Here is a 24,049-nt window from a genome sequence, read left to right as displayed (position 1 = left end):
TGCGGGAGAGGGGCCGGGGGTGAGGGCCAGCCATCACACAAAAACTCATGACTGCACCGGCATATCCAGCCCACGCTGCTTGCGCCAGCCATTCCAGCGCTGCGCCAGGCGGTCGAACGCCAGGTAAATCACCGGCGTGGTAAACAACGTCAGCACCTGGCTCAGCAGCAAACCGCCCACCATCGCGATACCCAGTGGCCGGCGCAATTCAGCACCTGCCCCCGCCGCCAGCATCAACGGCAAGGCACCGAGCAACGCCGCCAGCGTGGTCATCAGAATGGGCCGGAAACGCAGCAAGCACGCCTGGTAAATCGCATCGGCGGCGTTCATACCCTGGTTGCGCTCAGCGTCGAGGGCGAAGTCGATCATCATGATCGCGTTTTTCTTCACGATGCCGATCAGCAGAATGATGCCGATGATCGCCACAATGCCGATCTCCTCGCCTGCCACCATCAAGGCCAGCAGCGCACCCACGCCCGCCGAAGGCAAGGTGGAAAGGATGGTCACCGGGTGGATAAAGCTCTCGTAGAGAATGCCGAGCACGATATACATGGTCACCACCGCCGCCAGAATCAGCAGCAAGGTGCTCGACAGCGAGCTTTCAAACGCCAGCGCCGCACCGCGGAAACTGGTCTGCACGCCCACCGGCAATTGCATCTGCTGCTCCACCTGGCGAATGGCGGTCACCGCTTCGCTGAGCGACACATCCGGCGCCAGGTTGAACGACAGCGTGGCCGCCGGGAACTGCGAGATGTGGTTGATGGCCAGCAGCGTATTGCGCTCTTCGATGGTGGCCAGCGACGACAGCCGCACCTGCGTGCCGTCGCTGCTGCTCACATACAGGTTTTCCAGCGACTCGGGGCCGATCTGAAATTGCGGCGCCACTTCCAGCACCACGCGGTACTGGGTGGCCTGGGTAAAGATGGTGGAAATCAGCCGCTGGCCGAAGGCGTTGTACAGCGCGCTGTCGACATCCGACAGCGACACGCCCAGGCGCGAAGCCGCGTCGCGGTCGATATTCACGAAGGCTTGCAGGCCCTTGTCCTGCCAGTCGCTGGCGACATCGGCCAATTGCGGCAATTGCTGCAGACGCTCTACCAACAGCGGCACCCACTTGGCCAGGACATCGGGGTCGGAGTCCTGCAGGGTGAATTGGTATTGGGTGCGCGCCACGCGGTCTTCGATGGTCAGGTCCTGCACCGGTTGCAGGTACAGGCGCACGCCGGGAATCTGGTCGAGGGTCGGTTGCAGCCGGCGGATCACTTCGCTGGCGCTGGCATCCCGTTCGCCATGGGGCTTGAGGTTGATCAGCATGCGCCCGGTGTTCAGCGTGGCGTTGCTGCCATCCACGCCGATAAAGGCCGTCAGGCTGGCCACGGCCGGGTCACTGAGCAGGGCTTTGGACAGCACTTGCTGACGCTCGGCCATGGCCTGGAACGAGATCGACTGCGGCGCTTCGGCAATGGCCTGAATCACGCCGGTGTCCTGCACCGGGAAAAAGCCCTTGGGCATAAAGGTGTAGAGCACGGCGGTAAGCACCAGGGTGCCGAGGGCAATCAGCAAGGTCAGCGGCTGATGGCGCAGCACCACGCGCAAGGCGCGGCCATAGCCGGCGATCAGGCGGTCGATGGCGCGGCCGGTGGCTTGGGCGAAACGACCGTGTTTTTCTTCCGGAATATGCTTGAGCAGCTTGGCGCACAGCATCGGCGTGAGGGTGAGCGACACCACGCCGGAAATCAGGATAGCCACCGCCAGGGTGATGGCGAATTCGCGGAACAACCGCCCCGCCACATCGCCCATAAACAGCAGCGGAATCAGCACGGCAATCAGCGAAAAAGTCAGGGAAATAATGGTGAAGCCGATCTGCTTGGAGCCCTTGAGCGCAGCCTCCAACGGGCTATCACCCTCCTCCAGATAACGGGTGATGTTTTCCACCATCACGATGGCATCGTCCACCACAAACCCGGTGGCGATGGTCAGCGCCATCAACGACAGGTTGTTCACCGAAAAACCAGCCAGGTACATCACGCCAAAGGTGCCGATCAGCGACAAGGGCACTGCCAGGCTCGGAATCAGCGTGGCGGAAAAACTGCGCAGAAACAGGAAGGTCACCATCACCACCAGCCCGATGGCCAGCACCAACTCGAACTGCACGTCGGAGACCGAGGCGCGAATGGTGGTGGTGCGGTCGGTGAGAATCTGCACGTCCAGGCTGCCCGGCAGGCTGGCCTGCAATTGCGGCAGCATGGCTTTGATACTGTCCACCACCTTGATGACGTTGGCCCCCGGTTGGCGCTGGATGTTCAATACCACGGCCGGCGTTTCATTGGCCCAGGCGGCCAGGCGGGTGTTTTCCGCGGCATCGTCCACGCTGGCCACGTCTTTGAGACGCAGCGGCGCACCGTTTTTATAGGCAACGATCAGGTCCCGGTAGGCCGAGGCGGATTTCAGTTGGTCATTGGCGTCCAGGGTCGAGGCACGCGTGGGGCCGTCGAAGCTGCCTTTGGGGCCATTGAGGTTGTTGTTGGACACCGTGGTGCGCAGGTCGTCGAGGTTAAGCCCCGCTGCCGCCAGTGCCGACGGGTTGGCGCGAATCCGCACGGCCGGGCGCTGGCCGCCGCTGATGCTCACCAGGCCAACGCCGGAGATCTGCGAAATTTTCTGCGCCAAGCGCGTGTCCACCAGGTCCTGCACCTGCGGCAACGGCAGGTTGCTGGAGGTGATGGCCAACGTCAGGATCGGCGCATCGGCCGGGTTCACCTTGCTGTAAGAAGGCTGGTACGGCAGGTCATTGGGCAACAGGCTGCTGGCGGTATTAATGGCGGCCTGCACCTCCTGCTCCACCACATCCAGGTTGCTTTCCAGGGTGAACTGCAGGGTGATCACCGAGGCGCCACCCGAGCTGCTGGAAGACATTTCATTCAGACCGGCAATCTGCCCCAGCTGGTTTTCCAGCGGCGCGGTCACCGACGAGGTCATGATTTCCGGGCTGGCGCCGGGGTACGAGGTCACCACCTGAATGGTCGGGTAATCGACTTCCGGCAACGCCGAAATCGGCAGAAAGCGGTAGGCGATAATCCCCGATAGCAGGATGGCGATCATCAATAACGTGGTCGCAACCGGGCGCAGGATAAACGGGCGCGACGGGTTCATTGCGCGGCTCCGTCCTTGCCTTGCGGCGCAGCGTCGCCCTGGCCGAAGGGTTTCTGCCCGGTTTCTTCCCCCACTTCCTTCTTCACTTGCTCGGGCGCGGCAATGCGCACGGCCATGCCGTCGCGCAGGCGGTCGGTGCCTTCTACCACCACTTGCTCATCGACGCTGAGGCCCTTCTCCACCACCACTTTCTCGCCTTCGCTGGTGCCCAGGGTGACGGCGCGCTGAGCCACTTTGTCGCCCTCGCCCAGTACATACACGTAAGTGCCGTCGTTGCCACGCTGCACGGCGTTGGCTGGAATAAGCAGCACGTCGTGCAGGGTTTCGGCGAGCAGGCGCACGTTGACGAACTGGTTGGGGAACAGCGAGCGATCGGCGTTTTCGAATTTGGCTTTGAGCTTTACGGTGCCGGTGGTGGTGTCGATCTGGTTGTCGAGGGTGACCAGCTCGCCGGTGGCCAGGGTCACGTCCTTGTTGCGGTCCAACGCCTCCACCGGCGCTGCCTTGGCCTGGCCCAGTTGTGCGGCCACGGTGCCCAGCTGTTGTTGCGGCAGGCTGAATACCACGGCAATCGGTTTCACCTGGGTGATGACCACCAGCGGCGTGGTGTCGCTGGAAGTGACGAGGTTGCCGACATCCACCTGCCGCAGGCCCAGGCGCCCGCTGATGGGTGCGCGCACTTCGGTGAAGGCCAAGTTGAGCTTGGCGTCGTCCACCTGGCCCTGGTTGGTTTTCAGCGTGCCCTGGTACTGGTTGAGCAAGGCGGCCTGGGTGTCGAGGGTTTGCTTGGCGATGGAGTCTTCGGCGTACAGGCCCTTGTAGCGATCAAGGTCGATCTGCGCGTTTTTCAGCTGAGCCTGATTTTGCTGCAAGGTGCCCTCGGCTTGCGCCAGAGCGGCTTTGTAAGGACGGGGATCGACCACGGCGAGCAAGTCGCCGGCCTTCACTTCCTGGCCTTCGGTGAACAGCACTTTGACCAGCTCACCATTGACCCGCGGCTTGACGTTGACGGTGCTGAAGGCGGTCACGGTGCCCAGGGCGTGGTAGTGCACGTCAAGGTCAGCGCGTTGCACCTTGGCCACGCTGACGGTCATGCCGGCGGCAGCACCCGGCGGCCCCATGCCGGGGCGCCCACGCACCTTGCCATCGGGCGCGCCAGTGGTTTTGGCAGCAGACAACCAGATAACCAGAAGCACGACACCGGCGAAGGCAGCGGCAGTGATCAACCAAGGGCGAAGGGTACGAAAGGTCATGGGGCATCATCGATTGCAATTCGAGCCCGCACGATAAGCACTGCCACGACGAACGGAAAGCCTCTTTACCGGCTTTTTACCTATCTCTGACTATTTGCTAACCGTCTGAGCCGTAAATGAAAACGGCCCGCCTAAGCGGGCCGTTCATGTGTTGCGGGGTATTACGTGAATCCAAAGCGATAGGCTGTAGGAGCGAGCTTGCTCGCGAAGAACGATGACGCAACTTAAATGTCGGACCGCGTCGCCTGTTTCGCGAGCAAGCTCGCTCCTACGGGCTTATTTCAATACGGAAACGGCTGCTTCGTAGTTCGGCTCGCTACCGATTTCGGCAACCAGCTCGCTGTGTAGCACTTTGTCGTTTTCATCCAGCACCACGACGGCACGGGCGGCAACGCCGGCCAATGGGCCGTTGGCGATTGCCACGCCGTAGTCGGCGAGGAACTCGGCGCCACGCATGGTGGACAGGTTCACCACGTTTTGCAGGCCTTCAGCGCCGCAGAAACGCGCTTGGGCGAACGGCAGGTCGGCGGAAATGCACAGCACCACGGTGTTGGCCAGGTTGCTGGTTTCGGCGTTGAACTTGCGTACCGAGGTGGCGCAGGTCGGGGTGTCAACGCTTGGGAAAATGTTCAGCACTTTGCGTTTGCCGGCCAGGCTGGCCAGGGTTACGTCGCTCAGATCGCCGCCAACCAGGCTGAACGCCGGGGCTTGCTGGCCAGCTTGCGGCAGCTCGCCAGTGACTTGAACAGGGTTGCCTCGCAGGGTTACTTGGGCCATGAACGGATTCCTTTTTATGGTTGAGGTTATTGGTTACTAAGGGCGCAAGAGTTAAGCACGAAAGGGATTACGCGACCATGACTGCAAAGTCAAAAAATGCGAAAGCGTGAGATTGCGCAGGCCAAGCCCGGCCTACGCCAACGGAACAACCCCGCCGTGCCTCGGTCTGTTGTTCACAATCGCTGTGACATCCCACCCTCCCGCACGGCACACTATCCTCTCAATACGGCGCCGCAGTTCTGCGGCCCATCGCACCTCATTCATGGAAGTCAGAATGCGCCACAGACAAGTAATCAACGCCTCAGTCAGCCCCAAAGGTAGCCTGGAGACATTGTCCCAACGCGAAGTGCAGCAACTCAGCGAATCCGGTTCCGGCAGCATCTACGCCTTGTTCCGCCAGTGCGCCCTGGCCATCCTTAACACCGGCGCCCATATCGATAACGCCAAAACCATTCTCGATGCGTACAAGGATTTTGAAGTGCGTATCCACCAGCAAGACCGTGGCGTGCGCCTGGAATTGCTGAACGCCCCGGCCGATGCCTTCGTCGACGGCGAGATGATCGCCAGCACCCGCGAAATGCTGTTCAGCGCCCTGCGCGACATCGTCTACACCGAGAACGAACTCGACAGCCAACGTATCGACCTGGAAACCTCCCAGGGCATCACCGACTACGTTTTCCACCTGCTGCGCAACGCCCGCACCCTGCGCCCGGGCGTGGAGCCGAAAATCGTCGTGTGCTGGGGCGGCCACTCCATCAGCACCGAGGAATACAAGTACACCAAGAAGGTCGGCCACGAGCTGGGCCTGCGTAGCCTGGACGTCTGCACCGGATGCGGCCCCGGCGTGATGAAAGGCCCGATGAAAGGCGCCACCATCAGCCACGCCAAACAACGCATCACCGGCGGCCGCTACCTGGGCCTGACCGAGCCCGGCATCATCGCCGCCGAAGCGCCGAACCCCATCGTCAACGAGCTGGTGATTCTGCCGGACATCGAAAAACGTCTGGAAGCGTTTGTACGGGTAGGCCACGGCATCATCATTTTCCCGGGCGGTGCCGGTACCGCGGAGGAATTTCTGTACCTGCTGGGTATTCTGATGCACCCGGACAACCAGCACCTGCCCTTCCCCGTCATCCTCACCGGGCCGCGAAGCGCCAAGGCCTATTTCGAACAGTTGCACGCGTTTATCGGCGCGACCCTGGGCGAAACCGCACAGGCGCATTACCAGATCATCATCGACGACCCGGCCGAAGTAGCCCGGCAAATGGTGGCCGGCCTGAAAGAAGTGAAGCAATTCCGCCGCGAGCGCGCCGATGCGTTTCACTTCAACTGGCTGCTGAAAATCGACGAAGGCTTTCAGCGCCCGTTCGAGCCGACCCACGCCAATATGGCGTCCCTGCAACTCAGCCGCAGCATCGCGCCCCACGAGCTGGCGGCCAATTTGCGCCGGGCGTTTTCCGGCATTGTCGCCGGCAACGTCAAGGCCACGGGCATTCGCCTGATCGAAGAATTCGGCCCCTATGAAATTCACGGTGACCACGAAGTGATGAAGCCGCTCGACCAACTGCTGCAAGCCTTTGTGGAGCAGCACCGGATGAAGTTGCCAGGCGGCGCGGCGTATGTGCCCTGCTACCGCGTCATTAACAGTTAACGAACCATCGCCGAATCGGCGGATATCGCGTGCAGCGATATTCGCCCTACCGAGGCCTACCCTGATGCGTGAATTTCACTTCTACCAACCCAAGCTGGGCCATGGCCTCAAGCATGACCCACTGAACTCCATCGTCGCCCCGCGCCCGATTGGCTGGATTTCCTCGCAAAGCCCCGAGGGCGTGCTCAACCTGGCGCCGTACAGCTTCTTCAACGCCTTCAACTACACACCACCGATCATTGGTTTTTCCAGCATCGGCTGGAAGGACAGCGTGCGCAATATTGCCGCCAGCAAGGAATTCGTCTGGAACCTGGCCAGCCGCCCACTGGCCGAGCAGATGAATACCAGCTCGGCGCTGGTGGCCCCTGAGGTGAACGAATTCGAACTGGCGGGCCTGGCCACCGCGCCTTCGCGCCTGGTAAAACCGCCGCGGGTACTGGAGAGCCCGGTGTCATTCGAATGCCGCTTGAGCGATATCGTGCAGCTGCAAAACGCCAACGGTGGGCTAATCGACACCTGGCTGGTACTCGGTGAAGTGGTGGCCGTGCATATCGACACCGCCATGCTCGAAGATGGGGTATACAACACCGTGCTGGCGCAGCCCATCATGCGCGGCGGTGGCCCTACCGATTACTTCAGCATCAGTGAAGCCCAACGCTTTCATATGCACCGGCCCGTCGTCGACAAATAACCGCTTTGTTGGGTGTCGTAGGGCGAATATCCGCATAGCGGATATCCGCCGATACTCGGTATGCGCCCAACCTTCGCAACGGCGGATACCGCCCTCGGCGGTATTCGCCCTACATCGCCGCGCAGAGCCGAAAAATTCCCCTCGAACCTTCCAGCCAGGACGGCCTTCTTAACTAACACCGCCGCCCCTCCCTTACAGGACGTACCGCACCATGCTGGAACCTCTTCTGCTCGCCGCCACCCGCGTATCCACCTTCGACCTCGAACGCCCGCTGACCAACGCCAGCGGCTTTTTCTTCGCGCGCGACGACCGTCTGTTTCTGGTCACAAGCCGTCATGTGGTGGTCGACGAACCCACAGACCATCACCCCAGCCACCTGCAGATAGAGCTGCACACCAACGAAGACAACCTGGCCGAATCCACCGGTTTCAATATTCCGTTATTTCAAGACGGCAAAAGCCTGTGGCGCCAAGGCACCGATTCGGGTGGCGAAATCGATATCGCCCTGGTGGAAATCGACCGCAGCGCCCTGCCCGAAACCACTGTGTACCAAGCCTTCACCCCCGACCACCTGGCCGACCTGAACAAAGGCATCGAAATTGGCAGCGCCTTGCTGGTCGTTGGCTTCCCACTGGGTTTCCACGACACCCTGCACCATATGCCCGTTGCGCGGCAGGCCAGCATCGCCTCGGCCTTTGGCCTGCGATTCAAGGGTGAAGGGTATTTTCTGACCGATGCGCGCACCCACCGCGGTTCCAGTGGTGCGCCGATCGTGATGCGTCTGCCGGCCGACGACACCCGCGAGCTGCCCTGGCTGCTGCTGGGCGTGCACTCCTCGCGCCTGGACGTAAACCGCGACCTGGAAATAGACGAAGCCCTGGGCCTGAACTGCGCCTGGTATTCGGACATCCTCATGACACTAAGCGAATAACCACACCGGCTCAGAACACCGGCTTGTCGTCCTTGTCGATGCTGACCACTTTGGCCAGTTCGGCGAGGGCGGCGGTTTCCGCATCGATTTTGTACTCGAAACGCTGTTCGGCCAGGATGCGGTGATACACCGCGTCCTCGCCGCCTTTCTGCCGGCGAATGGCCAGGAAAGCCTGGGGCTCCTTACCGACCAGTTTCGCCGCGTTCCAGACCAGATGATGGGCAAAAGTGCGCTGACTCATGGGATGTTCCTTGTGTCGTGCGCTGACAGGTAGCCAGCACAAGCCCTGAGTATGCGCGCCTTTGCCGGCCACCACGGCACTCCCTCCTCCGACGTTTTCAAGCCAGCGCACAGATCTCGACGACGCGCTTGCACATAATTAACTTTTCTCTTTAAAAACAACCGGCTTCATGCGATACCAGCGCCTTACTGCATGTTAACTACCCAACGGGTTAATCAATGAAAACCGTGGCGATGGTGTTGTTCCCCGATTTTTTATTGCTCGACATGGCCGGCCCCTTTGAAGTGTTTTCGGTGGCCAATCGTTTTCTACCGCAAAACGAGTGGTATCAAGTGCTGACCATTGGCAGCGATCAGCGCCAGATTCGCGCCTCCAACGGCATAACGGTGCAAACCAACCTGAGCATCGACGATGGTTGCGACCCGTACGACCTGCTTCTGGTTCCCGGCGGCCCCGGCGCCTACAACGAGCGCTACCCTGCCGTTACCCGCTGGCTGAAAACCGCCGTGCAACGCAGCCCGCTCTACGGCTCCATTTGCACCGGCGCGTTTATTCTTGGCGAAGCGGGTTTGCTCGACCACCACCAGGTGACCACCCACTGGAACTACACCGACCGCCTGGCCAAACGCTATCCACTGGCACGCATCGGCACCGATCAGATCTTTATCAAAGACCGCCGCCTGCTGACGTCCGGCGGCGTGACGGCCGGCATCGACATGGCGCTGGCGGTAGTGGCCGAAGACCACGGCAAAGCCGTCGCCGTAGACGTTGCCAAAGTGCTGCTGGTAGCCATGAAACGCCAGGGCGGCCAAGCGCAATTCAGCCCCATGCTCGCGGCCCTGGCCGAGCAAGACACCCCGATCAACAAGGTGCAGACCTACGTACTCGCGCACCTGGACGAAGAATTCCCGGTGGAACGCATGGCCAGCATGGCCGGCATGAGCGCACGCCACTTCGCCCGCGTCTTCAGCCGCGAAACACAAATGACGCCCATGGAGTTTCTCCAGCACGCCCGCATCGACCGCGCCCGCAGCCTGCTGGAGTCCACCGATTTGCCCCTGAAAACGGTGGCCTACCGCGCCGGCCTGGGCAGCACCCGGCATATGCGGGTTCTCTTCAGCGAAAAACTGGGCTTGACGCCAATTCAATACCGCCAACAGTTTGGCTAGAACGTCCGTTCTAGACATGTCCGTATTGCGCACCCTGTTGGCCGGTATGGGCCTTGGTTGCGCCTTTGTCCCAAGCGAAGCGGCTGCGAGAATCAATCGCAGCTTTGGACAGAGGACAGAACATGGCCGGCTATCAATGGATGCCCCGCTGCGCCCCTGCGCATGACGACGAAAACGATACCCAACACCTGGTAACGGGTGGCCTGACGCCCTGGCGCGAACGCCTGGCGAAAAAGCTGATCCACACCCTGCTCGGCGAGAAAATCACCGTGCCGCAACTGGCCCAGGCTTGCGCCCTGAGCCGCAGCCACTTTTCCCGCGCCTTCAAACGCAGCACCGGGTTGTCACCACAGGACTGGATTCACCGGCAACGAATTGAACAGGCCAAGCGATTGATTCAGGAGTCAGACATGACCCTGACGCAAATCAGCGCCGAATGCGGGTTTTGCGACCAAGCCCATTTCTCGCGGACGTTCACCAAGACCGAAGGGGTAAACCCCATGGTGTGGCGTAACCGGATGGGGGCTGGGGAGACGGGGCGCCAACAGCCCGCTCAATAGCCGCAGGCCAAAGCGGCTTTAAGGGGCGTGCCCCTCTTCTCCCTCGCTGGCCCGGCGACTGGTGCGGCGCAACAGAATCACATCAGTGATATCCACCCCACACGCGCGCATCCACTCCAGCACCGGCTGCCCGGCCACCTTGGACACCGGCGGCGCCTCCCCAAACACCTCCATCACCGCCCGAAAAGCCACCACCTGAATATTGGGCACCGTACGGGCCTGGAGCTTGAGGTGGCGTTCGACATTCTCGTATTTATAGGTGACCAGCCAGTCCATAAGACGGACCTCGTTTGTTTCGGCAGTAAGACATGACTATAGCTGCTGATAGCGAGGGGCTGGGTTGGAGGTCAAGGCTTTGCATTTGGAACGTGGGGCACATCTCGCTACTACTGAATTCCTAGCGTTCTAATCCACTCACCGTCAATTTCTGTACGCTCCGCCTCCCTCTCCGCCGAAAGATCTGAGATTTGGTGCAAGGTCAGGTCGGCATCGATAAGAGCACCAATACTTACGTGATAAAGCTCATTTGGATCATTGTGATCCATGCCCCCACACAAAAACTGCCAGTCACCACCCTCGCGAACGACTAAAAACACCGGTCGTTCCCGGCGAAACAGATGTCAGCAGCAGTAGACGCCTAACAGCGGATCATCAAATTTAGGTTTACTCACTTAGCTGCCTTATGCAAACCGATAGTCACGAAAACCTCGCCAGTATCCTCGTCATGAATAACCCTCGCTTTTTCGACGCCCTCCCCAAACTCAGACGTCAACTTTAAATTCCAAGCCTTTGCTAGCGTGCCGGCGAAATGCAGCGCATCGTCAGTCCCTAGCACATCAAAAACCCCAGTAATCTCAACTAAGTTCATCCAAAACTGCAACTCTGCATCAGGCATACCACTTTGCTTATATTCAGCATAAGCCTGATCATCAAAAGTTTCTAATAAGTATATTTTTTCATCCCGCATTACAAACTCGGGCGAAAACAAAATGGCCAAATAACGGAAGAAATCTGCGGGCAATGACGTGGCTTTACTTACTAATTGCAAGTAGTCAAATCCGTTCTTTCTCATCCCTGAATTGGACTCCAAGAACTGCTCGTAAGTAAAGCTTGAGTGAGCCATCATGCCCCTCCAGAAATTTCGTTTGACGGTTAGTGAGTACAACACCAAAGGGTAGAGGTTGCCCCCCCCTTTTTCGCTGTCAGGTCCACAATATAGACGTCGCCGCCCTGTGCGTTCTTCCGAAGAACAAATCGTAATTTCAAAAACCCAAATTAATAGGGTATATCCAAGTCATTCAAGCTCGAAAAGAATAACTCCGTCACAGAATATTTTTTCCTAATCTCATCCAAAACTCTAACGTCATATGAATAGACATAAAAATACTCGCCATCAACTAGGCGAACGGTTAGCTCCGACGATTTGATTAACTCGATATCGTCCACGCCTTCCACTTTTTCTGGCGGCAAGCGATAGAAGTGGAAAAACGCCCAATCATATTGATCTGCCCAATTTCAACCAAGAAATCTGAAACACAAGAGAAAAAATTATCACTTAACTCGAACAGGCTAACTTCATCAAACTTGATCCACAAAACCGCTATATCACACTCGGTCGAAAAATCCCATTTATCTCAAAAACAAGGCAAACCCGCCTATCCTCGACATGAAAATCAAAGCCTTTGAAATCAAAGCAATTATGTAGGTCAAAGAACCGCCCCTCAATAGATAGGCCGACACACTGTTCAATTGAATAGTTTTTCTTCATTCATTCGGAACCTGCATCAATCCCAAATCGCAACCATTTAGGCAATGGACGCAATACAATATATACATTAGCCTGCGCCAAATGTTCCATTTTTACGAACCAGCTTAAATCGTAAAAAGCGGTTAAAAACCAAAGAACCTGATCACCAACTTTTTACAGGCTTACTCTCCATTAACCTCTCCAACAAACTGATCAATTTCTTTTTGAGACATAATAAAAGGAGCGAACAAAAGCCTAACGTACTCATTTCGTTCCATATCACTCATTACGGGCCAAGTTTTTTTCCTTTGCGCGCGCAGACGTACCGCGCTCCATTCACTTCGCATAGGATCATCCATCGTTAACCAGGCTTGCCAATCCGCGCGAGCACTTTCTCCCATAACCTCAACCTCAACCTCAATTAAGGCATTCATAAGACGAGAAAACAGTGCAGCCACTATATCGCTATCCGAGATTTCATCATCATCGGGAACAGTGCAAAACTTTGCCTCCCTGAAGACACGTTGCATCACCATCAGCTCTCGCATATCACTAACAATAAACGTTTTAGCAGTCATCTTCTTCACTCTGAAATCTGCGTGCCGACCATCTTTCATCGTTCCTCGATGAATCAGCTCATTTAAGTTTTTACCACGATCAATGGCAGCACCCGGCTCGACAACGTGCGTCATCCAGCCCGCCGTTACCCGGCAACTTGAGATCCTTCGTGACGATCCTAAGAGAGCCTGAAAAAGGATTGATCGAATCGAACAGCCCATTTCCGGCGAAGTCGCGATTTACCCCGGGGCCATTTAAGGCCTCGTCAGCGAAAGCAGGAGGGACAAAAATCAAAGCAAAAAGCAGCGCTTTTGCGCCTTGCAGGAAAGAATGTGGAGACATGAAGTCCTCTGGTCCATCAGATAACGCCCATCAAGTCAGGCATAGATTTCATTGCAAAATCTGCTTGCCCTCCTGGGCTACGGGCCTGTTATCTAGGAATGTGCTGACACCGTCAAATATTTATGAAGATCTCTCCAAACCTTTACTCCAAGCCCCCTGGCACTACATGGCGGCGCTTGGCCGACTTCACGATAAAGCCCGCCTACTTGCTCCGCCAGCACTCACTTTTTCTACTTATCACTCACCGTATCCGCATTCTTCTTCAACCCCCGACAGTTCATCGCACACAAACAGAACTGCAGCAGGATCAACGCGTAGGCATGGCTATGCAGCCCCCAGATTACCCACAGCACGTTGCTCAGAATAAAAACCCAAAAGCCGACCATCCGCCGCCGGGCGCTCTGCGCGCCGATCAGCCAGGCGGCTGCCACGGTGACGATCATGACGGGCCATTGCAGTAGGTCGAGATAATCCATTCGTTTCCCCTTTTATTTTGTCCTGTGCGGGCGGCAAGTGTTCGCCGGTTACCGGCCAGTGCTTGCCGCTCGATGCCGCTGCGATTTTTTTCGTTTTCTTTACAAATCAGATACCTGGCAGATCGTGTGAAAACGTAGCGAGCGAAGGTTTAGCAAGGCAAAAACAGGCGGAAAAGCGGAGTTGACACGTAGTCAATGAGCATTTTCCGACTGTTTTTAACGCAGCTAAACCGAGCGCAGTAGTTTTCACACGATCTGCTGGCACGGCCGTTGCTCCTATACGGACTCAATCGAATGGCCACGCGAAGGACATGCCCCATGAGCACCATCGGTTCCCTCGGCAGCTATGCCGCCCAGCTATGGCACACCCGCGCCAACCCCACCAATCAAGAGCAGTTCGAACTCGCTGCTGAAAAGCAGGCGGCCAAGGAGGCCAGCGCCACGGTCGATGCCAAGGTAGTGGCCGACTCTGGCAGCAGTTATGACGAAGAAGCCTTTGCCAAACTCAAGGTGGCGCTGAATGCCATCACCTCTGGTTCTGACAGCAGCGACAGTGAAATGAGCGCAAGCGATAGCGCCAGGACGTGCAAGAGCGCTTCGGAAGAATTCCATGAGTGGATGAGCATGACGCCCGGCGAAAAGCTGCGGGCCTCGATCCTTGAAGAACTGGGCATTACCGAGGAGGACCTGGCGAATATGACGCCAGAGGCGCGGCAGAATGTGGAAGCCGGCATTGCCGAGAAGGTGCAGACGCTGTTTGCCCAGCAGGTGCATGAAAATACGCAGGAGTACCGCGCTGATCATGGCGACACTGAGGACGAGTTGATCAACCTAAGTGTGTGAGCGCTATAGGCGTTGAGGCCTGAGCCTCCAAGCCTGCGACAGCTGCTTGCTGCCTACTCGAACACCGGCCGGAAAAAGCTGCGTTCGTAGCTGAGAATGCACTGGGTGTCTTGCGCGTACTGAAACGCGGCCAGGCATTCCGGGTCTTGCCGGGAGTCGTGGCGGTATTGCTCGTAGCTGGCCAGGCTCGGAAAGGTGAACAGCGCCAGGGCGATATTGTTGGCGCCTTCAGACGGCAAAAAATAACCGTGGTGCTGGCCGCCAAAGCGCTCGACCAGGGGTATCCACAGTTTGCCGTAGTGCTCGAATTCCTTGAGCTTGTTGGGGTCCAGCACGTAGCGCAGATAACACGTGACCATCGTTTTCGCCCTGTCTGTCATTTGCCCTCCCTGTCATTTGTTCAGGGGAAAATCCTTGCCCCACAGGCGCACGGCCTTGGGCCCTTCTACCGGCCCTTCGAAAATAAATTTCTGCCGCACACCGATTTTCGCCGGCACAGTCACTTCTTCGGGGTTGGCGCTGTCGGGGGCGAGACCGCTGGCGTAGTCTTCCTGGTCGATGGCCAGCAAGGCGCCGTTGTCCCAGAGGTTGATCAGGCGTACCGGTTTGTCGGTCAGGTTTTTGAAGCCGAACAGCACGCTGAGATTGCCCTCGACCGCCTCGGCCTTCAGCACTTTGACGTCCACCTTGTCGGCCAACTGCTCGTACTGGGAGATGATCAGCGCGCCATCGGCGCCCTGGGTTGCCTCGCGGCCCTCGGTGACGCCTTCGGAAGCGCCGCCCAGCAGGTTCTTGCCGGCGGAGATGGCGGTCGACACGGCGGCCTTGGCCGATTCCTTGAGGGTGCTGCCCTCGCCTGCCGGCTCTTCGGCGCAGGCCAGGCCGGTGCTTAACAGCAGTGCCAGCGCGATGCCTGTCCGTGATTGCTTGCCCATGTGTTGCTCCGTGAGAATAGCGAAACGGCGGATACGCATAAGCGTATTCGCCCTACGAGGTCCGCTTTTTAGCACAGGGCGCTAGATCAGGCCACGACCTTGCCCGCGCGCAGCGCAGCAATCTGCTCGGCGCTGTATCCCAGCTCAGCCAGGACCTCGGCGGTATGCGCGCCAAGGGGCGCACCGATATGCCGGTACTCCGGGGAGCCGCTGGAGAACTTGATCGGGCTGGCGATCTGCCGTTGCGGTGCCAGGCCTTCGCGCGGCACCTCCACCACCAGCTCGCGTGCCTGCAATTGCGGATGCTCGACCGCTTCGGCCAGGGACAGCGTGGGTTCAACACAGACATCGAGCGCGGCGAAGATCTCGCTCCATTCGGCGCAATTGCGCTTTTCGAATTCCAGCTGAATCTGCTGTTTCAAGGCGCGCTGTTGTTCAGGCTTGGGCGACAGCCCGTGGGCGGCCAGTTCCGGGCGGCCGATGGCGGCGCAGAACGGTTGCATAAACTGCGGCTCCAGGCTGCCCACCGAAAACCAGCGGCCGTCGCGGGTACGGTAGTAGTCGTAAAAGCTGCCGCCATTGAGCGCCTGGCTCTCCATCTTCGGCTGCTCGCCACAGGCCAGGTAACCTGCACCGGCCATGGCGTGCAGGCTAAAGATGCAGTCGGTCATGCTGATATCCACCTGCTGCCCTTGCCCCGTGTGCTGGCGTTGAATCACCGCGGCGAGCAGGCCGATCACGCCGTGCAGCGAACCACCGGCAATGTCGGCCGCCTGAATACCCAGGGGCAACGGGCCGCTGTCCAGCCGCCCCGTCTGGTCGGCGATGCCGGACAGTGCCAGGTAGTTGATGTCGTGGCCGGCGCGGTCTTTGTAGGGGCCGGTCTGGCCGTAGCCGGTGATGGACACATAAATCAGCTTGGGGTTGATAGCCTTGAGCGCGGCATAGCCCACGCCGAGTTTGTCCATCACGCCCGGGCGGAATTGCTCAAGCACGATGTCGTAGTCCTGCACCAGTTGCTTGACCACTTCCACCGCCGCTGCCTGCTTCAGGTCCAGGGCAATCGCGCGCTTGTTGCGGTTGAGGTAGGCATGGCTGGCGGCCACGCCGTTGTCGTGGGGCGGCAATACGCGTACCAAATCCATGCGGCTGGGCGACTCCACCCGCAGCACCTCGGCGCCCATATCGGCGAGCAGCAACGAAGCAAAGGGACCGGGCAGCAGCGTGGAAAAATCCAGGACTTTCAGGGACGAGAGCGGGCCTTTCATGACGTTTCCTTTTTTATTGTTCGTGGGCCAAGCCTAGAGTTTGAACACCTGGCGCGCATTGCCGTGGAGGAACTTGGCCAGCACCTCCTCGCTGAGGTTCAGGTCCTGCACCTGGCTCATGCATTTTTCCAGCGACAGCTGCGGGAAGTTGCTGCCAAACAGCACTTTGTCCTGCCCATACGTCTGCACAAAGTGCAGCAACTGCGGCGGGTAGTAGCGCGGCAGGTAGGCTGAGGTGTCGATAAAGATATTGTCGTGCTTCCAGGCCAGCCCGATCATCTCGTCGGTCCACGGGTGGCCGATATGGCCGGCGACGATACGCAGCTCGGGGAAGTCCAGCGCCACTTCATCCAGATACGGCACTGGCCGCCCGGTTTCCGATGGCATCAGCGGCCCGGTGTGGCCCACCTGGGTGCAGAATGGAATATCCAGCTCGATGCATTTCACATACAGCGGGTAATACAGGCGGTGGTTGGGCGGCAGTTTCCATAGCCACGGCACAATGCGCAGGGCCTTGCAGCCGAGCTCGTTGACCGCCCTGTCCAACTCCTGCACGGCAGCCATCGGCTTGCTCAAATCCACCGTCGCCACGCCGACAAAACGCTCGGGATAGGCGCGGGTAAACACGGCCACTTCATCGTTGGTGCACAACCAGCGTTCGGGGCGGCACCAGGCAGCGAGCATCAGTTTGTCGACGCCGCCCTGGTCCATCAGCGCCACGGTTTGCGCCGGGTCCAGATGCCGGCTCAGCAACTGCGCCGAGCCGGATTTCTCGAACAGGCGCGCCACTTCCGGCAACTCGATGTGGGTACGGCCGGTGGCGATTTGCGCCCAGGCGTCAATGGCGTTCATGCAACGCTCCTGCGGGTGTCAGAGTTTCATACCGCGGCTGATGATCTCTTTCATGATTTCCGACGTGCCGGCGAATATCCGCTGGATACGGGCGTTCGCGTACATCTTGCAGATCGGGTATTCCCACATGTAACCCCAGCCGCCATGCAGCTGCACGCCTTCATCGACGACTTTGCCGAGCAATTCGGTGGTAAAGAGTTTGGCCTCGGCGGCGACTTCGGGGGTGAGTTTTTTCTGGTTGTGGTCCATCACGCAGCGGTCGACAAACACTTGCGCCACGTCCACCTGGGTGCGCATTTCGGCCAGCTTGAAGCGGGTGTTCTGGAAGTGCGAAATCGGCCGGTCGAACGCTTTGCGCTCTTTCACGTAATCGATGGTCACCTGCAGCGCTGCCTCGGCACCGCCCACCGCGCCACAGGCGTTGGTCAGGCGCTCCTGGGCGAGCATATTCATCAGGTAGAAGAAGCCGCCCTTGGCATCGCCCAGCAGGTTTTCCTTGGGCACTTTGACGTTGTTGAAAAACAGCTCGGCGGTGTCCTGGCTTTTCATCCCGAGTTTTTTCAGGTTACGCCCGCGCTCGAAGCCTTCCATGCCGCGCTCCACCAAAAACAGGCCCATGGCGTGTTTGTTGGCCGGATCGGTTTTGGCGGCAACGATCACCACGTCAGCCAGCAGGCCGTTGGAGATAAACACCTTGGAGCCGTTGAGCTCGTAGTGGTCGCCCTTGTCGACAGCGGTGGTGCGCATGCCGGCCAGGTCAGAGCCGGCGCTGGGCTCGGTCATGGCAACGGCCAGAATGCATTCGCCGCGAATGATGCCCGGCAGAAAACGGGCTTTCTGTTCGGCGTTGCCGTAGTCGGCGATATAAGGGCCACACAGCGCCGAGTGCAGCGGCAGCATAAAACCGGCCTCGTTGATGTTGGCCAGCTCCTCGCACATGATCTGCTCGTAGCGGAAGTCTTTCAGGCCGCTGCCGCCGTATTCCTCATCGGCCCAGGGCAGCAGAAAGCCCATTTCGCCCGCCTTGAGCCACACTTCGCGGCTGACCACCCCGGCCTCTTCCCAGGCGTCCTGATGGGGCACAACTTCCTTTTGCAAAAAGGCGCGAAAGGCTTCGCGAAACAGGTTGTGCTCGGTTTCGAAATGGATGCGTTGCATGAGGTGGCTTCCTGCGAATTTATTGTTCCGCAGGGTAGGCGCCGCTCGGTTAAGGGCTCAATGACGCATGTGCTCAAGGGCGGTTGACGTATTCGGTCAGCGGCTGACTGAGGTTATCAACCTGACTACCGTCATTCCCGCGCAGGCGGGAATCCAGAATGTTCTGGCTTGCGCGATCTCACTCAAAACGCTGGAGTGCAAACCGCCGCCTACACGGAAACGACGAGGTATCAACGGCGAGTAATCAACCCCTGACGCGCCACCCGCACCAACTCACGCACGCAACTTTCCAGGTTTTCAGCCTTTGGCGCCTGCACCACGGCCAGGTCGAAGCTGTCGCGGGCAAAGCGCTGCAGCGTCTCGTCGCTGCCAACGAACTGAACCTGGAACGTACGCGGCCTGCCCCAGCGTTTCGGCCAGCCTTCCAGGTAGCGCAACAAGGTGGGCTGGTGGTTGCCGCCGAGCAGAATTTTTGGATTGCGCAATGCCAGGCCGCTGGTAATCGGGGCCAGACGCAGCAATGGGCGAAGATTGATTGGGGCAGCAGGAGTTGGCGCGGCGGCCAGGGATGCAGGCGTAGTCAACAGCGTAGAAGCATTCATGTACGGGTCTCTCGCCTCAAAAGCTTCGCAGGAAGCGGTGAGAGGCGGCACCGAACCAGCGCTTTAGCGGTATTTCGAAGCAGGCCCCTGTTCAGGTGCATCTGGCTTCGCTGAGCGCCCCGCAAGTAGCTGTTTAAATCGGCGCTGGCGGCAATCCTAGGGAAGCGGGCGCCAGGCTGTCAACCCTGGGCCTTGCCGGCTGCCAACCCATCCTTTGGTTAGGTTGCCTACGTTAGCGAGAAAATTTCTCAGCGCCGCTTGGCTTTTCAGGGCCTGTGGCCGAGAGGCATAAGTGGCCAATCACCGCGCCATCCGTTTCAGCCAGTAACAGGGGAAACAGCGCAAATTGTCGGACAATGTCTACAACATCGCGGCAACACGCCGAGCTAGAGCGCACCCGGGCGTTACGCTTGTAGTGGCATGAATCCTGTACTACCGCTTGCGCTGCTGTACACGCCCGGGACGGGCGTTGGGGCTTGCCCTGGATGGCGACAATTGCCTTATTCATCCCTTGCGAGAGCGCATATGAACAACAATAAAACTCTGCTCGCCCTCTGCCTCGCCTCTGGTTTGCTGATTTCCAACCAGGTCGATGCAGCAACCGGTTATACCCAGACCAAATACCCGGTAGTGCTGGCCCACGGCATGCTTGGCTTCGACAGCATTCTGGGGGTCGATTACTGGTACGGCATACCCAAAGCCCTGCGCAGCGACGGCGCCAAGGTGTACATCACCGAAGTCAGCCAGCTCGACACCTCGGAAAAACGCGGCGAACAATTGCTGGCCCAAGTGGAAGAGATCGTCGCCATCAGTGGCAAACCCAAGGTCAACCTGATTGGCCACAGCCACGGCGGCCCGACCATCCGCTACGTGGCCGCCGTGCGCCCGGATCTGGTGGCCTCGGCGACCAGCGTCGGTGCGCCGCACAAAGGCTCGGCCACCGCTGACTTCCTGCGCCAGATCCCACCGGGTTCGGCCGGGGAAACCATCGTCGCTGGCATCGTCAATGGCCTGGGCACGTTGATCAACTTTCTCTCCGCCAGCTCCAGCACCACCCCGCAAAACGCCCTGGGCAGCCTGGAGTCGCTGAACAGCGCAGGCGCAGCGCGGTTCAATGCCAAGTACCCACAAGGCATTCCCACCAGTGCGTGCGGCGAAGGGGCTTACAGCGTCAACGGCGTGCGCTACTACTCGTGGGGCGGCACCAGCCCATTGACCAACGCGCTGGACCCTAGCGACCTCTTGCTAGGCGCCTCCTCCCTGACCTTCGGCAGCACTGCCAACGACGGTCTGGTGGGTAAATGCAGTTCGCACCTGGGCCAGGTGATTCGCGATAACTACCGCATGAACCACCTCGACGAGGTGAACCAGACCTTCGGCCTCACCAGCCTGTTCGAGACCGATCCGGTCACCGTGTACCGTCAGCAAGCCAACCGTTTGAAAAACGCCGGCCTGTAATTTCACGGACAGCCGGGCCCCGCCGGGCCCGGTTTGCGGGTTTCTGGTTGGAGTGAACATCAATGAAAAAACTGCTGCTGTTGCTGCCCGTTTCCTTCGCCGTGTGTGTGGCGGTGATGCTCTATCTGCAGCCGCTGGACACCAGCGCCCCAGGCCCTGTGGTCGCTACGCCAAACGCTGCCAAACCGGCCGCCGCCGTACAGACGCCCACTGATCTGGTGACTAGCCAAGTCGCCCCTCTACCCGCCACCCTCGCCCCCTTGCCGCCGTCGTTCAAAGGCACCCAGGTGGACGGCAGTTTTCAGGTCGATGGCGCCGGCAACCTGATCATTACCGGCGACATTCGCCGTATTTTCGATTACTTCCTCAGCGCCTATGGTGAGGAATCGCTGCAAGACAGCGTCAAGCGCCTGCGTGCCTATATCGCCAGCCAACTGCCGCAGCCGGCACAGGAACAGGCCCAAGCGCTGCTCAGCCACTACATCGACTACAAACGCGAGCTCGTGCTGCTCGAACGCGACCTGCCGCAACTGGCCAACCTCGACGCCCTGCGCCAACGCGAAAGCGCCGTGCAGGCCCTGCGTGCCCGCGTGTTCACCACCGAGGCTCACCAAGCGTTTTTTGCCAGCGAAGAAGCCTATAACCAGTTCACCCTGCAACGCCTGGCCATCCAGCACGACGACAAACTGGATGCCGCCGCCAAAGGCGCAGCCATGGACCAACTGCGCGCCGGCTTGCCGGAGGAATTACAGGAAAGTGTGATGCCGCAATTGCAGAGCGAGCTGCATGCGCAAACCGAGCAACTGCGTGCCCAGGGCGCCAGCGCCGAAGACGTGCGGGCGTTGCGTCAGCAACTGGTGGGCGCCGAGGCCACAACTCGCCTGGAAGCGCTGGACCAGCAGCGTGCTGGCTGGAAACAGCGCATCGCCACCTTCGCTGCAGCTAAGGCGCAGATCCAAAACCAGAAGGGCTTGAGCGACGGCGACAAGGAAACAGCCATCCAGCAATTGGCCAACGAGCAATTCAATGAAAACGAGCGGCTGCGGCTCGATGCGGCGGTGGAGCTCTCAGCCAGCAACTGATCATTAGTGCTTCAAGGAACGAGGCCCACGCCTCACACAGGGTCACTGTGTGGAGCGTGGGCCTCTTTTTTTGACCTGAACACCTATCAGGCCGGCTGCGCGGCCTTATCTTGCGCCACAAAGCGCATCATCCACTCGGCTACGGCGGTGCCGTGGTGGTCGTGTTGCAGGCTGTCGATACCGCTTTTGTAAATCTGCTCACCGAGGTGTTGCTGACGGATGTCGAGCAGCGCGCGGGAATAGTCGTGGATAAATTCCGGGTGGCCTTGGAAGCACAGCACCTGGTCGTTGATGCGATACGCCGCAATCGGGCAGAAATCGCTGGAGGCGATCACGGTGGCGTCTTTCGGTAGCGATGTAACCTGGTCCTGGTGGCTGATCAGCAGGGTCAGCTCGTCCATCGCCGGGCTCATCCAACTCGGTTGTTCGGCTACCTGATAACGGTGGGTACCCACGCCCCAACCCTGGTGCGCGCGCTCGCTTTTGCCGCCCAGCAACAGGGCCAGCAATTGGTGGCCGAAGCAGATACCCAGCAGTTTGTCGCCCCGCTGGTAGCGGTCCAGCAGGTAGGTTCTGAGGGTTTCAATCCACGGGTCAGTGCCGAAGGAGTCGGCTTTGCTGCCGGTGACCAGGTAGGCGTCGAAGCGCTCGGTATCTGCGGGGTAATTGCCGTCCACCACGTTGTAGGTGATGAACTCGGCGGCGATAGGCTGGCGGGCGAACAACTGCTCGAACATCCGGCCATAGCTCTGATATTGGTCAACCAGTTCCGGACGCAGAATGTCTGTTTCCAGAATGCAGATACGTAACGACATAAGGGATTTCCTGAAGCGATGTAGGTGAAGGCCAGCTGTTTGTTTTATTTAACATAGCGGCGCGCGCAAAGAAACCCATAAACCGCCAGCGGTCTTGCTTTCACCGATTTATTTGTGAAAGCGGGCCCGGAAATGCCGCCTGCGCTTTCGTCAATAAAATTTTACGAAGTGGTCAGTTTGTTGAGCATCCACGCACGCCACCTCGCCCTCTGATGATAGTGCCGCCCCGCTGTATCACTGCCTTCGATAGTCACCATGCTGCCCATTCACTTCTGGCTTTTGCCGCGCTCGGCAATGATGCGACCCATCGGGCAACACCGCCCACCCCAGATGAGGATTATCGCCATGAACAAATTCGGAGCCATTGCCAGCCTTGTAGCCGCCTCGGCGTTTGCCAGCCATTTGAATGCTGAGCTGTATCGCAACCGCGACCAGGCCCCTGCCCCGGTGAAAGCCGAGCAGAAACCCGTTCGCCACTGAGTGCATGACCACCAAGGAGATCGCCATGGGCAGCCTGTTTAGCGCCACATCCCAGAACGCCTATGGCGTCACCTACGCCACCCTCGACGACAGCGGTTTGCACTTCGAAAGCGAAGTCGCCATTCAGTTGCTCGACGGCCACCTGGTGACCTTGAAGATGCCAACGCACATCAGCGAACGCCAAGCCATCAGCCAGTTGGTCTGCGGTGCAGACGCCGGCTGCGGCCGCTAAGCGTCAGGAGAGAAAATCCATGAGCCAGACGGCCAGATACGTACGCAACGGCGCCTGGGCTGGCGTGGGGGTTTACACCCTCACCGCCATTACCCTGCTGAGCCTCAGCTTCAGCTACGACCGTGTGCAACACCAGGCCGTCAGCCGTGATGCGCCCATTTCCCTGATTGAACCTATCGGCCATGCACTGCCACCGGTGGTGCACGGCTAAGCCAGCAACGCCCATTCACCCTTATCGAAAAGGTTTAGGACGCCATGACCCTGCCCTGCAAAAACTTCCTCGCCCTCGCCGGCTTTACCGTGATCACCAACGGCTTTGCCCTGTTAGGCATCGGCCAGGCGTCCATCGGTTCGGTGGCGCGCGCCATTGAATGCAACACCGCGATTGCCGCAAATTTGGCGGTGAGCGCCAGCCTGCGGCAAGTTGCAGGGAATCCGCCGAGTAAGCGGGAGATGGGGTTTGGACGGTTTGTAGTAGGTGCAATGGCGGATCGTGAGGGTTCGGCCTTGAATTCTGGATCCCAGCCTTCGCTGGGATGACGGTGGTATTCAGAAAATCTCCGTCGTCGACGCGGAGCAGGCGTACACGCGGTAATAGCCCGGTGCGCGGAGCACACCCTACGAGATCACAAGCTGAACGCGTTTCGGCTTGTGGGGGGGCCCAGCGTTCGCTGGGATGACGGTGGTATTCAAAAAAACTCCGTCATCCCAGCGCAGGCTGGGATCCAGATTCGTCAAACCAACACCGTTTAAAACCCCTGCCCCTTAGCCGCCT

Annotated in this window: 28 protein-coding genes; 12 read left to right on the top strand and 16 right to left on the bottom strand. The window is 59.1% G+C overall.

Annotated elements, in window-relative coordinates:
- Positions 1-45: 45 nt before the first annotated feature.
- The 3 genes from PKE98_RS14295 to tpx all read right to left on the bottom strand — a co-directional run bounded on the left by PKE98_RS14295 (position 46) and on the right by tpx (position 5,183).
- Entirely contained in the window at positions 46-3,153 is a 3,108-nt protein-coding gene (locus PKE98_RS14295; protein WP_271195969.1) for an MdtB/MuxB family multidrug efflux RND transporter permease subunit, read from the bottom strand.
- Positions 3,150-4,406 carry an MdtA/MuxA family multidrug efflux RND transporter periplasmic adaptor subunit gene (locus tag PKE98_RS14290; RefSeq protein ID WP_271195968.1) on the bottom strand — a complete coding sequence of 419 codons (1,257 nt, stop codon included), beginning with the start codon at positions 4,404-4,406 and terminating at the stop codon, positions 3,150-3,152. Before PKE98_RS14290 ends, PKE98_RS14295 begins: the two co-directional genes overlap by 4 nt.
- Before the next feature lie 276 nt (positions 4,407-4,682).
- On the bottom strand, positions 4,683-5,183 hold the full coding sequence (gene tpx, locus PKE98_RS14285) for a thiol peroxidase (RefSeq protein ID WP_271195967.1): 501 nt from the start codon (positions 5,181-5,183) through the stop codon (positions 4,683-4,685).
- Between the two features lie 274 nt (positions 5,184-5,457).
- On the opposite strand from tpx, the gene ppnN reads away from it, so the two are divergent.
- The 3 genes from ppnN (at position 5,458) to PKE98_RS14270 (ending at position 8,456) form a co-directional block, all read left to right on the top strand.
- Positions 5,458-6,834, top strand: a complete 1,377-nt coding sequence (gene ppnN / locus PKE98_RS14280; RefSeq protein WP_271195966.1) for a nucleotide 5'-monophosphate nucleosidase PpnN — start codon at positions 5,458-5,460, stop codon at positions 6,832-6,834.
- Positions 6,835-6,898: 64 nt separating this feature from the next.
- Positions 6,899-7,525: a flavin reductase family protein gene (locus tag PKE98_RS14275; RefSeq protein WP_373877859.1), complete on the top strand. Its 627-nt coding sequence runs from the start codon at positions 6,899-6,901 to the stop codon at positions 7,523-7,525.
- A gap of 211 nt (positions 7,526-7,736) precedes the next feature.
- Complete coding sequence (locus PKE98_RS14270) at positions 7,737-8,456, top strand: S1 family peptidase (protein ID WP_271195965.1); 720 nt, start codon at positions 7,737-7,739, stop codon at positions 8,454-8,456.
- A 10-nt stretch (positions 8,457-8,466) separates the two neighbouring features.
- Here the strand turns inward: PKE98_RS14270 and PKE98_RS14265 are convergent, their stop codons facing one another.
- Positions 8,467-8,697, bottom strand: coding sequence for a hypothetical protein (locus PKE98_RS14265; protein WP_271195964.1), 231 nt, complete (start codon positions 8,695-8,697; stop codon positions 8,467-8,469).
- 218 nt (positions 8,698-8,915) lie between these two features.
- Between PKE98_RS14265 and PKE98_RS14260 the strand changes: the two genes are divergently transcribed.
- Both PKE98_RS14260 and PKE98_RS14255 read left to right on the top strand, forming a co-directional pair.
- A complete protein-coding gene (locus PKE98_RS14260) occupies positions 8,916-9,866 on the top strand; it encodes a GlxA family transcriptional regulator (RefSeq protein ID WP_271195963.1) in 951 nt (316 codons plus the stop codon).
- Between the two features lie 122 nt (positions 9,867-9,988).
- Positions 9,989-10,426, top strand: coding sequence for a helix-turn-helix domain-containing protein (locus tag PKE98_RS14255; protein WP_373877858.1), 438 nt, complete (start codon positions 9,989-9,991; stop codon positions 10,424-10,426).
- 18 nt (positions 10,427-10,444) lie between these two features.
- Here the strand turns inward: PKE98_RS14255 and PKE98_RS14250 are convergent, their stop codons facing one another.
- From PKE98_RS14250 to PKE98_RS14230, 5 genes are all read right to left on the bottom strand, one after another.
- The gene (locus tag PKE98_RS14250) at positions 10,445-10,702 is read right to left on the bottom strand and encodes a hypothetical protein (RefSeq protein WP_271195962.1); all 258 of its coding nucleotides are present in this window, start codon (positions 10,700-10,702) and stop codon (positions 10,445-10,447) included.
- A 391-nt stretch (positions 10,703-11,093) separates the two neighbouring features.
- Positions 11,094-11,549: a hypothetical protein gene (locus tag PKE98_RS14245; RefSeq protein ID WP_271195961.1), complete on the bottom strand. Its 456-nt coding sequence runs from the start codon at positions 11,547-11,549 to the stop codon at positions 11,094-11,096.
- Positions 11,550-12,355: 806 nt separating this feature from the next.
- Positions 12,356-12,865, bottom strand: coding sequence for a hypothetical protein (locus tag PKE98_RS14240; RefSeq protein ID WP_271195960.1), 510 nt, complete (start codon positions 12,863-12,865; stop codon positions 12,356-12,358).
- Complete coding sequence (locus PKE98_RS14235; RefSeq protein WP_271195959.1) at positions 12,831-13,073, bottom strand: hypothetical protein; 243 nt, start codon at positions 13,071-13,073, stop codon at positions 12,831-12,833. The genes PKE98_RS14240 and PKE98_RS14235 overlap by 35 nt, the downstream gene beginning before the upstream one ends.
- Before the next feature lie 230 nt (positions 13,074-13,303).
- Positions 13,304-13,549, bottom strand: a complete 246-nt coding sequence (locus PKE98_RS14230) for a hypothetical protein (protein WP_271195958.1) — start codon at positions 13,547-13,549, stop codon at positions 13,304-13,306.
- A 318-nt stretch (positions 13,550-13,867) separates the two neighbouring features.
- Here PKE98_RS14230 and PKE98_RS14225 point away from each other — a divergent pair, with 318 nt between their 5' ends.
- A complete protein-coding gene (locus PKE98_RS14225; RefSeq protein ID WP_271195957.1) occupies positions 13,868-14,392 on the top strand; it encodes a hypothetical protein in 525 nt (174 codons plus the stop codon).
- A 53-nt stretch (positions 14,393-14,445) separates the two neighbouring features.
- Here the strand turns inward: PKE98_RS14225 and PKE98_RS14220 are convergent, their stop codons facing one another.
- The 6 genes from PKE98_RS14220 to PKE98_RS14195 form a co-directional block, all read right to left on the bottom strand.
- Entirely contained in the window at positions 14,446-14,751 is a 306-nt protein-coding gene (locus PKE98_RS14220) for an NIPSNAP family protein (RefSeq protein WP_271195956.1), read from the bottom strand.
- A 33-nt stretch (positions 14,752-14,784) separates the two neighbouring features.
- Positions 14,785-15,327, bottom strand: coding sequence for a hypothetical protein (locus PKE98_RS14215; RefSeq protein ID WP_271195955.1), 543 nt, complete (start codon positions 15,325-15,327; stop codon positions 14,785-14,787).
- Positions 15,328-15,413: 86 nt separating this feature from the next.
- Positions 15,414-16,595, bottom strand: coding sequence for a CaiB/BaiF CoA transferase family protein (locus tag PKE98_RS14210; RefSeq protein WP_271195954.1), 1,182 nt, complete (start codon positions 16,593-16,595; stop codon positions 15,414-15,416).
- 33 nt (positions 16,596-16,628) lie between these two features.
- Positions 16,629-17,447 (bottom strand): amidohydrolase family protein, encoded by an 819-nt coding sequence (locus PKE98_RS14205; RefSeq protein ID WP_271195953.1) that lies wholly within the window; start codon positions 17,445-17,447, stop codon positions 16,629-16,631.
- A gap of 18 nt (positions 17,448-17,465) precedes the next feature.
- Positions 17,466-18,605 carry an acyl-CoA dehydrogenase family protein gene (locus tag PKE98_RS14200; RefSeq protein ID WP_271195952.1) on the bottom strand — a complete coding sequence of 380 codons (1,140 nt, stop codon included), beginning with the start codon at positions 18,603-18,605 and terminating at the stop codon, positions 17,466-17,468.
- A gap of 230 nt (positions 18,606-18,835) precedes the next feature.
- Positions 18,836-19,207, bottom strand: a complete 372-nt coding sequence (locus PKE98_RS14195; RefSeq protein WP_271195951.1) for a class I SAM-dependent methyltransferase — start codon at positions 19,205-19,207, stop codon at positions 18,836-18,838.
- Positions 19,208-19,732: 525 nt separating this feature from the next.
- Between PKE98_RS14195 and lipA the strand changes: the two genes are divergently transcribed.
- Positions 19,733-20,665 carry a triacylglycerol lipase gene (lipA, locus tag PKE98_RS14190; RefSeq protein WP_271195950.1) on the top strand — a complete coding sequence of 311 codons (933 nt, stop codon included), beginning with the start codon at positions 19,733-19,735 and terminating at the stop codon, positions 20,663-20,665.
- 62 nt (positions 20,666-20,727) lie between these two features.
- Positions 20,728-21,747, top strand: coding sequence for a lipase secretion chaperone (locus PKE98_RS14185; protein ID WP_271195949.1), 1,020 nt, complete (start codon positions 20,728-20,730; stop codon positions 21,745-21,747).
- An 86-nt stretch (positions 21,748-21,833) separates the two neighbouring features.
- Here PKE98_RS14185 and PKE98_RS14180 read toward each other — a convergent pair whose 3' ends face one another.
- Positions 21,834-22,562, bottom strand: a complete 729-nt coding sequence (locus PKE98_RS14180; protein WP_271195948.1) for an amidotransferase — start codon at positions 22,560-22,562, stop codon at positions 21,834-21,836.
- 345 nt (positions 22,563-22,907) lie between these two features.
- Here PKE98_RS14180 and PKE98_RS14175 point away from each other — a divergent pair, with 345 nt between their 5' ends.
- The 4 genes from PKE98_RS14175 to PKE98_RS14160 are packed head-to-tail and all read left to right on the top strand — an operon-like array spanning position 22,908 to position 23,814.
- Positions 22,908-23,042 carry a hypothetical protein gene (locus tag PKE98_RS14175; RefSeq protein ID WP_271195947.1) on the top strand — a complete coding sequence of 45 codons (135 nt, stop codon included), beginning with the start codon at positions 22,908-22,910 and terminating at the stop codon, positions 23,040-23,042.
- Between the two features lie 25 nt (positions 23,043-23,067).
- Positions 23,068-23,274 carry a type III secretion system co-regulatory protein PtrC gene (ptrC, locus tag PKE98_RS14170; RefSeq protein WP_271195946.1) on the top strand — a complete coding sequence of 69 codons (207 nt, stop codon included), beginning with the start codon at positions 23,068-23,070 and terminating at the stop codon, positions 23,272-23,274.
- Between the two features lie 19 nt (positions 23,275-23,293).
- A complete protein-coding gene (locus PKE98_RS14165; RefSeq protein WP_271195945.1) occupies positions 23,294-23,485 on the top strand; it encodes a hypothetical protein in 192 nt (63 codons plus the stop codon).
- Positions 23,486-23,529: 44 nt separating this feature from the next.
- A complete protein-coding gene (locus tag PKE98_RS14160; protein ID WP_271195944.1) occupies positions 23,530-23,814 on the top strand; it encodes a hypothetical protein in 285 nt (94 codons plus the stop codon).
- The last annotated feature ends 235 nt before the right edge of the window (positions 23,815-24,049 follow it).

The organism is Pseudomonas turukhanskensis, assembly GCF_027922365.1.
In the GTDB taxonomy this organism is placed as follows: Bacteria; Pseudomonadota; Gammaproteobacteria; order Pseudomonadales; family Pseudomonadaceae; genus Aquipseudomonas; species Aquipseudomonas turukhanskensis.
Note: the sequence above shows the minus strand (reverse complement) of the source record. Positions and strands in the feature narration are given on the sequence as shown.

Coding starts and splice junctions, on each gene's coding strand:
- PKE98_RS14295 (WP_271195969.1), bottom strand. CDS start 3,153: ATGAACCCGTCGCGCCCGTTTATCCTGCGCCCGGTTGCGACCACGTTA.
- PKE98_RS14290 (WP_271195968.1), bottom strand. CDS start 4,406: ATGACCTTTCGTACCCTTCGCCCTTGGTTGATCACTGCCGCTGCCTTC.
- tpx (WP_271195967.1), bottom strand. CDS start 5,183: ATGGCCCAAGTAACCCTGCGAGGCAACCCTGTTCAAGTCACTGGCGAG.
- ppnN (WP_271195966.1), top strand. CDS start 5,458: ATGCGCCACAGACAAGTAATCAACGCCTCAGTCAGCCCCAAAGGTAGC.
- PKE98_RS14275 (WP_373877859.1), top strand. CDS start 6,899: ATGCGTGAATTTCACTTCTACCAACCCAAGCTGGGCCATGGCCTCAAG.
- PKE98_RS14270 (WP_271195965.1), top strand. CDS start 7,737: ATGCTGGAACCTCTTCTGCTCGCCGCCACCCGCGTATCCACCTTCGAC.
- PKE98_RS14265 (WP_271195964.1), bottom strand. CDS start 8,697: ATGAGTCAGCGCACTTTTGCCCATCATCTGGTCTGGAACGCGGCGAAA.
- PKE98_RS14260 (WP_271195963.1), top strand. CDS start 8,916: ATGAAAACCGTGGCGATGGTGTTGTTCCCCGATTTTTTATTGCTCGAC.
- PKE98_RS14255 (WP_373877858.1), top strand. CDS start 9,989: ATGGCCGGCTATCAATGGATGCCCCGCTGCGCCCCTGCGCATGACGAC.
- PKE98_RS14250 (WP_271195962.1), bottom strand. CDS start 10,702: ATGGACTGGCTGGTCACCTATAAATACGAGAATGTCGAACGCCACCTC.
- PKE98_RS14245 (WP_271195961.1), bottom strand. CDS start 11,549: ATGGCTCACTCAAGCTTTACTTACGAGCAGTTCTTGGAGTCCAATTCA.
- PKE98_RS14240 (WP_271195960.1), bottom strand. CDS start 12,865: ATGACGCACGTTGTCGAGCCGGGTGCTGCCATTGATCGTGGTAAAAAC.
- PKE98_RS14235 (WP_271195959.1), bottom strand. CDS start 13,073: ATGTCTCCACATTCTTTCCTGCAAGGCGCAAAAGCGCTGCTTTTTGCT.
- PKE98_RS14230 (WP_271195958.1), bottom strand. CDS start 13,549: ATGGATTATCTCGACCTACTGCAATGGCCCGTCATGATCGTCACCGTG.
- PKE98_RS14225 (WP_271195957.1), top strand. CDS start 13,868: ATGAGCACCATCGGTTCCCTCGGCAGCTATGCCGCCCAGCTATGGCAC.
- PKE98_RS14220 (WP_271195956.1), bottom strand. CDS start 14,751: ATGGTCACGTGTTATCTGCGCTACGTGCTGGACCCCAACAAGCTCAAG.
- PKE98_RS14215 (WP_271195955.1), bottom strand. CDS start 15,327: ATGGGCAAGCAATCACGGACAGGCATCGCGCTGGCACTGCTGTTAAGC.
- PKE98_RS14210 (WP_271195954.1), bottom strand. CDS start 16,595: ATGAAAGGCCCGCTCTCGTCCCTGAAAGTCCTGGATTTTTCCACGCTG.
- PKE98_RS14205 (WP_271195953.1), bottom strand. CDS start 17,447: ATGAACGCCATTGACGCCTGGGCGCAAATCGCCACCGGCCGTACCCAC.
- PKE98_RS14200 (WP_271195952.1), bottom strand. CDS start 18,605: ATGCAACGCATCCATTTCGAAACCGAGCACAACCTGTTTCGCGAAGCC.
- PKE98_RS14195 (WP_271195951.1), bottom strand. CDS start 19,207: ATGAATGCTTCTACGCTGTTGACTACGCCTGCATCCCTGGCCGCCGCG.
- lipA (WP_271195950.1), top strand. CDS start 19,733: ATGAACAACAATAAAACTCTGCTCGCCCTCTGCCTCGCCTCTGGTTTG.
- PKE98_RS14185 (WP_271195949.1), top strand. CDS start 20,728: ATGAAAAAACTGCTGCTGTTGCTGCCCGTTTCCTTCGCCGTGTGTGTG.
- PKE98_RS14180 (WP_271195948.1), bottom strand. CDS start 22,562: ATGTCGTTACGTATCTGCATTCTGGAAACAGACATTCTGCGTCCGGAA.
- PKE98_RS14175 (WP_271195947.1), top strand. CDS start 22,908: ATGAACAAATTCGGAGCCATTGCCAGCCTTGTAGCCGCCTCGGCGTTT.
- ptrC (WP_271195946.1), top strand. CDS start 23,068: ATGGGCAGCCTGTTTAGCGCCACATCCCAGAACGCCTATGGCGTCACC.
- PKE98_RS14165 (WP_271195945.1), top strand. CDS start 23,294: ATGAGCCAGACGGCCAGATACGTACGCAACGGCGCCTGGGCTGGCGTG.
- PKE98_RS14160 (WP_271195944.1), top strand. CDS start 23,530: ATGACCCTGCCCTGCAAAAACTTCCTCGCCCTCGCCGGCTTTACCGTG.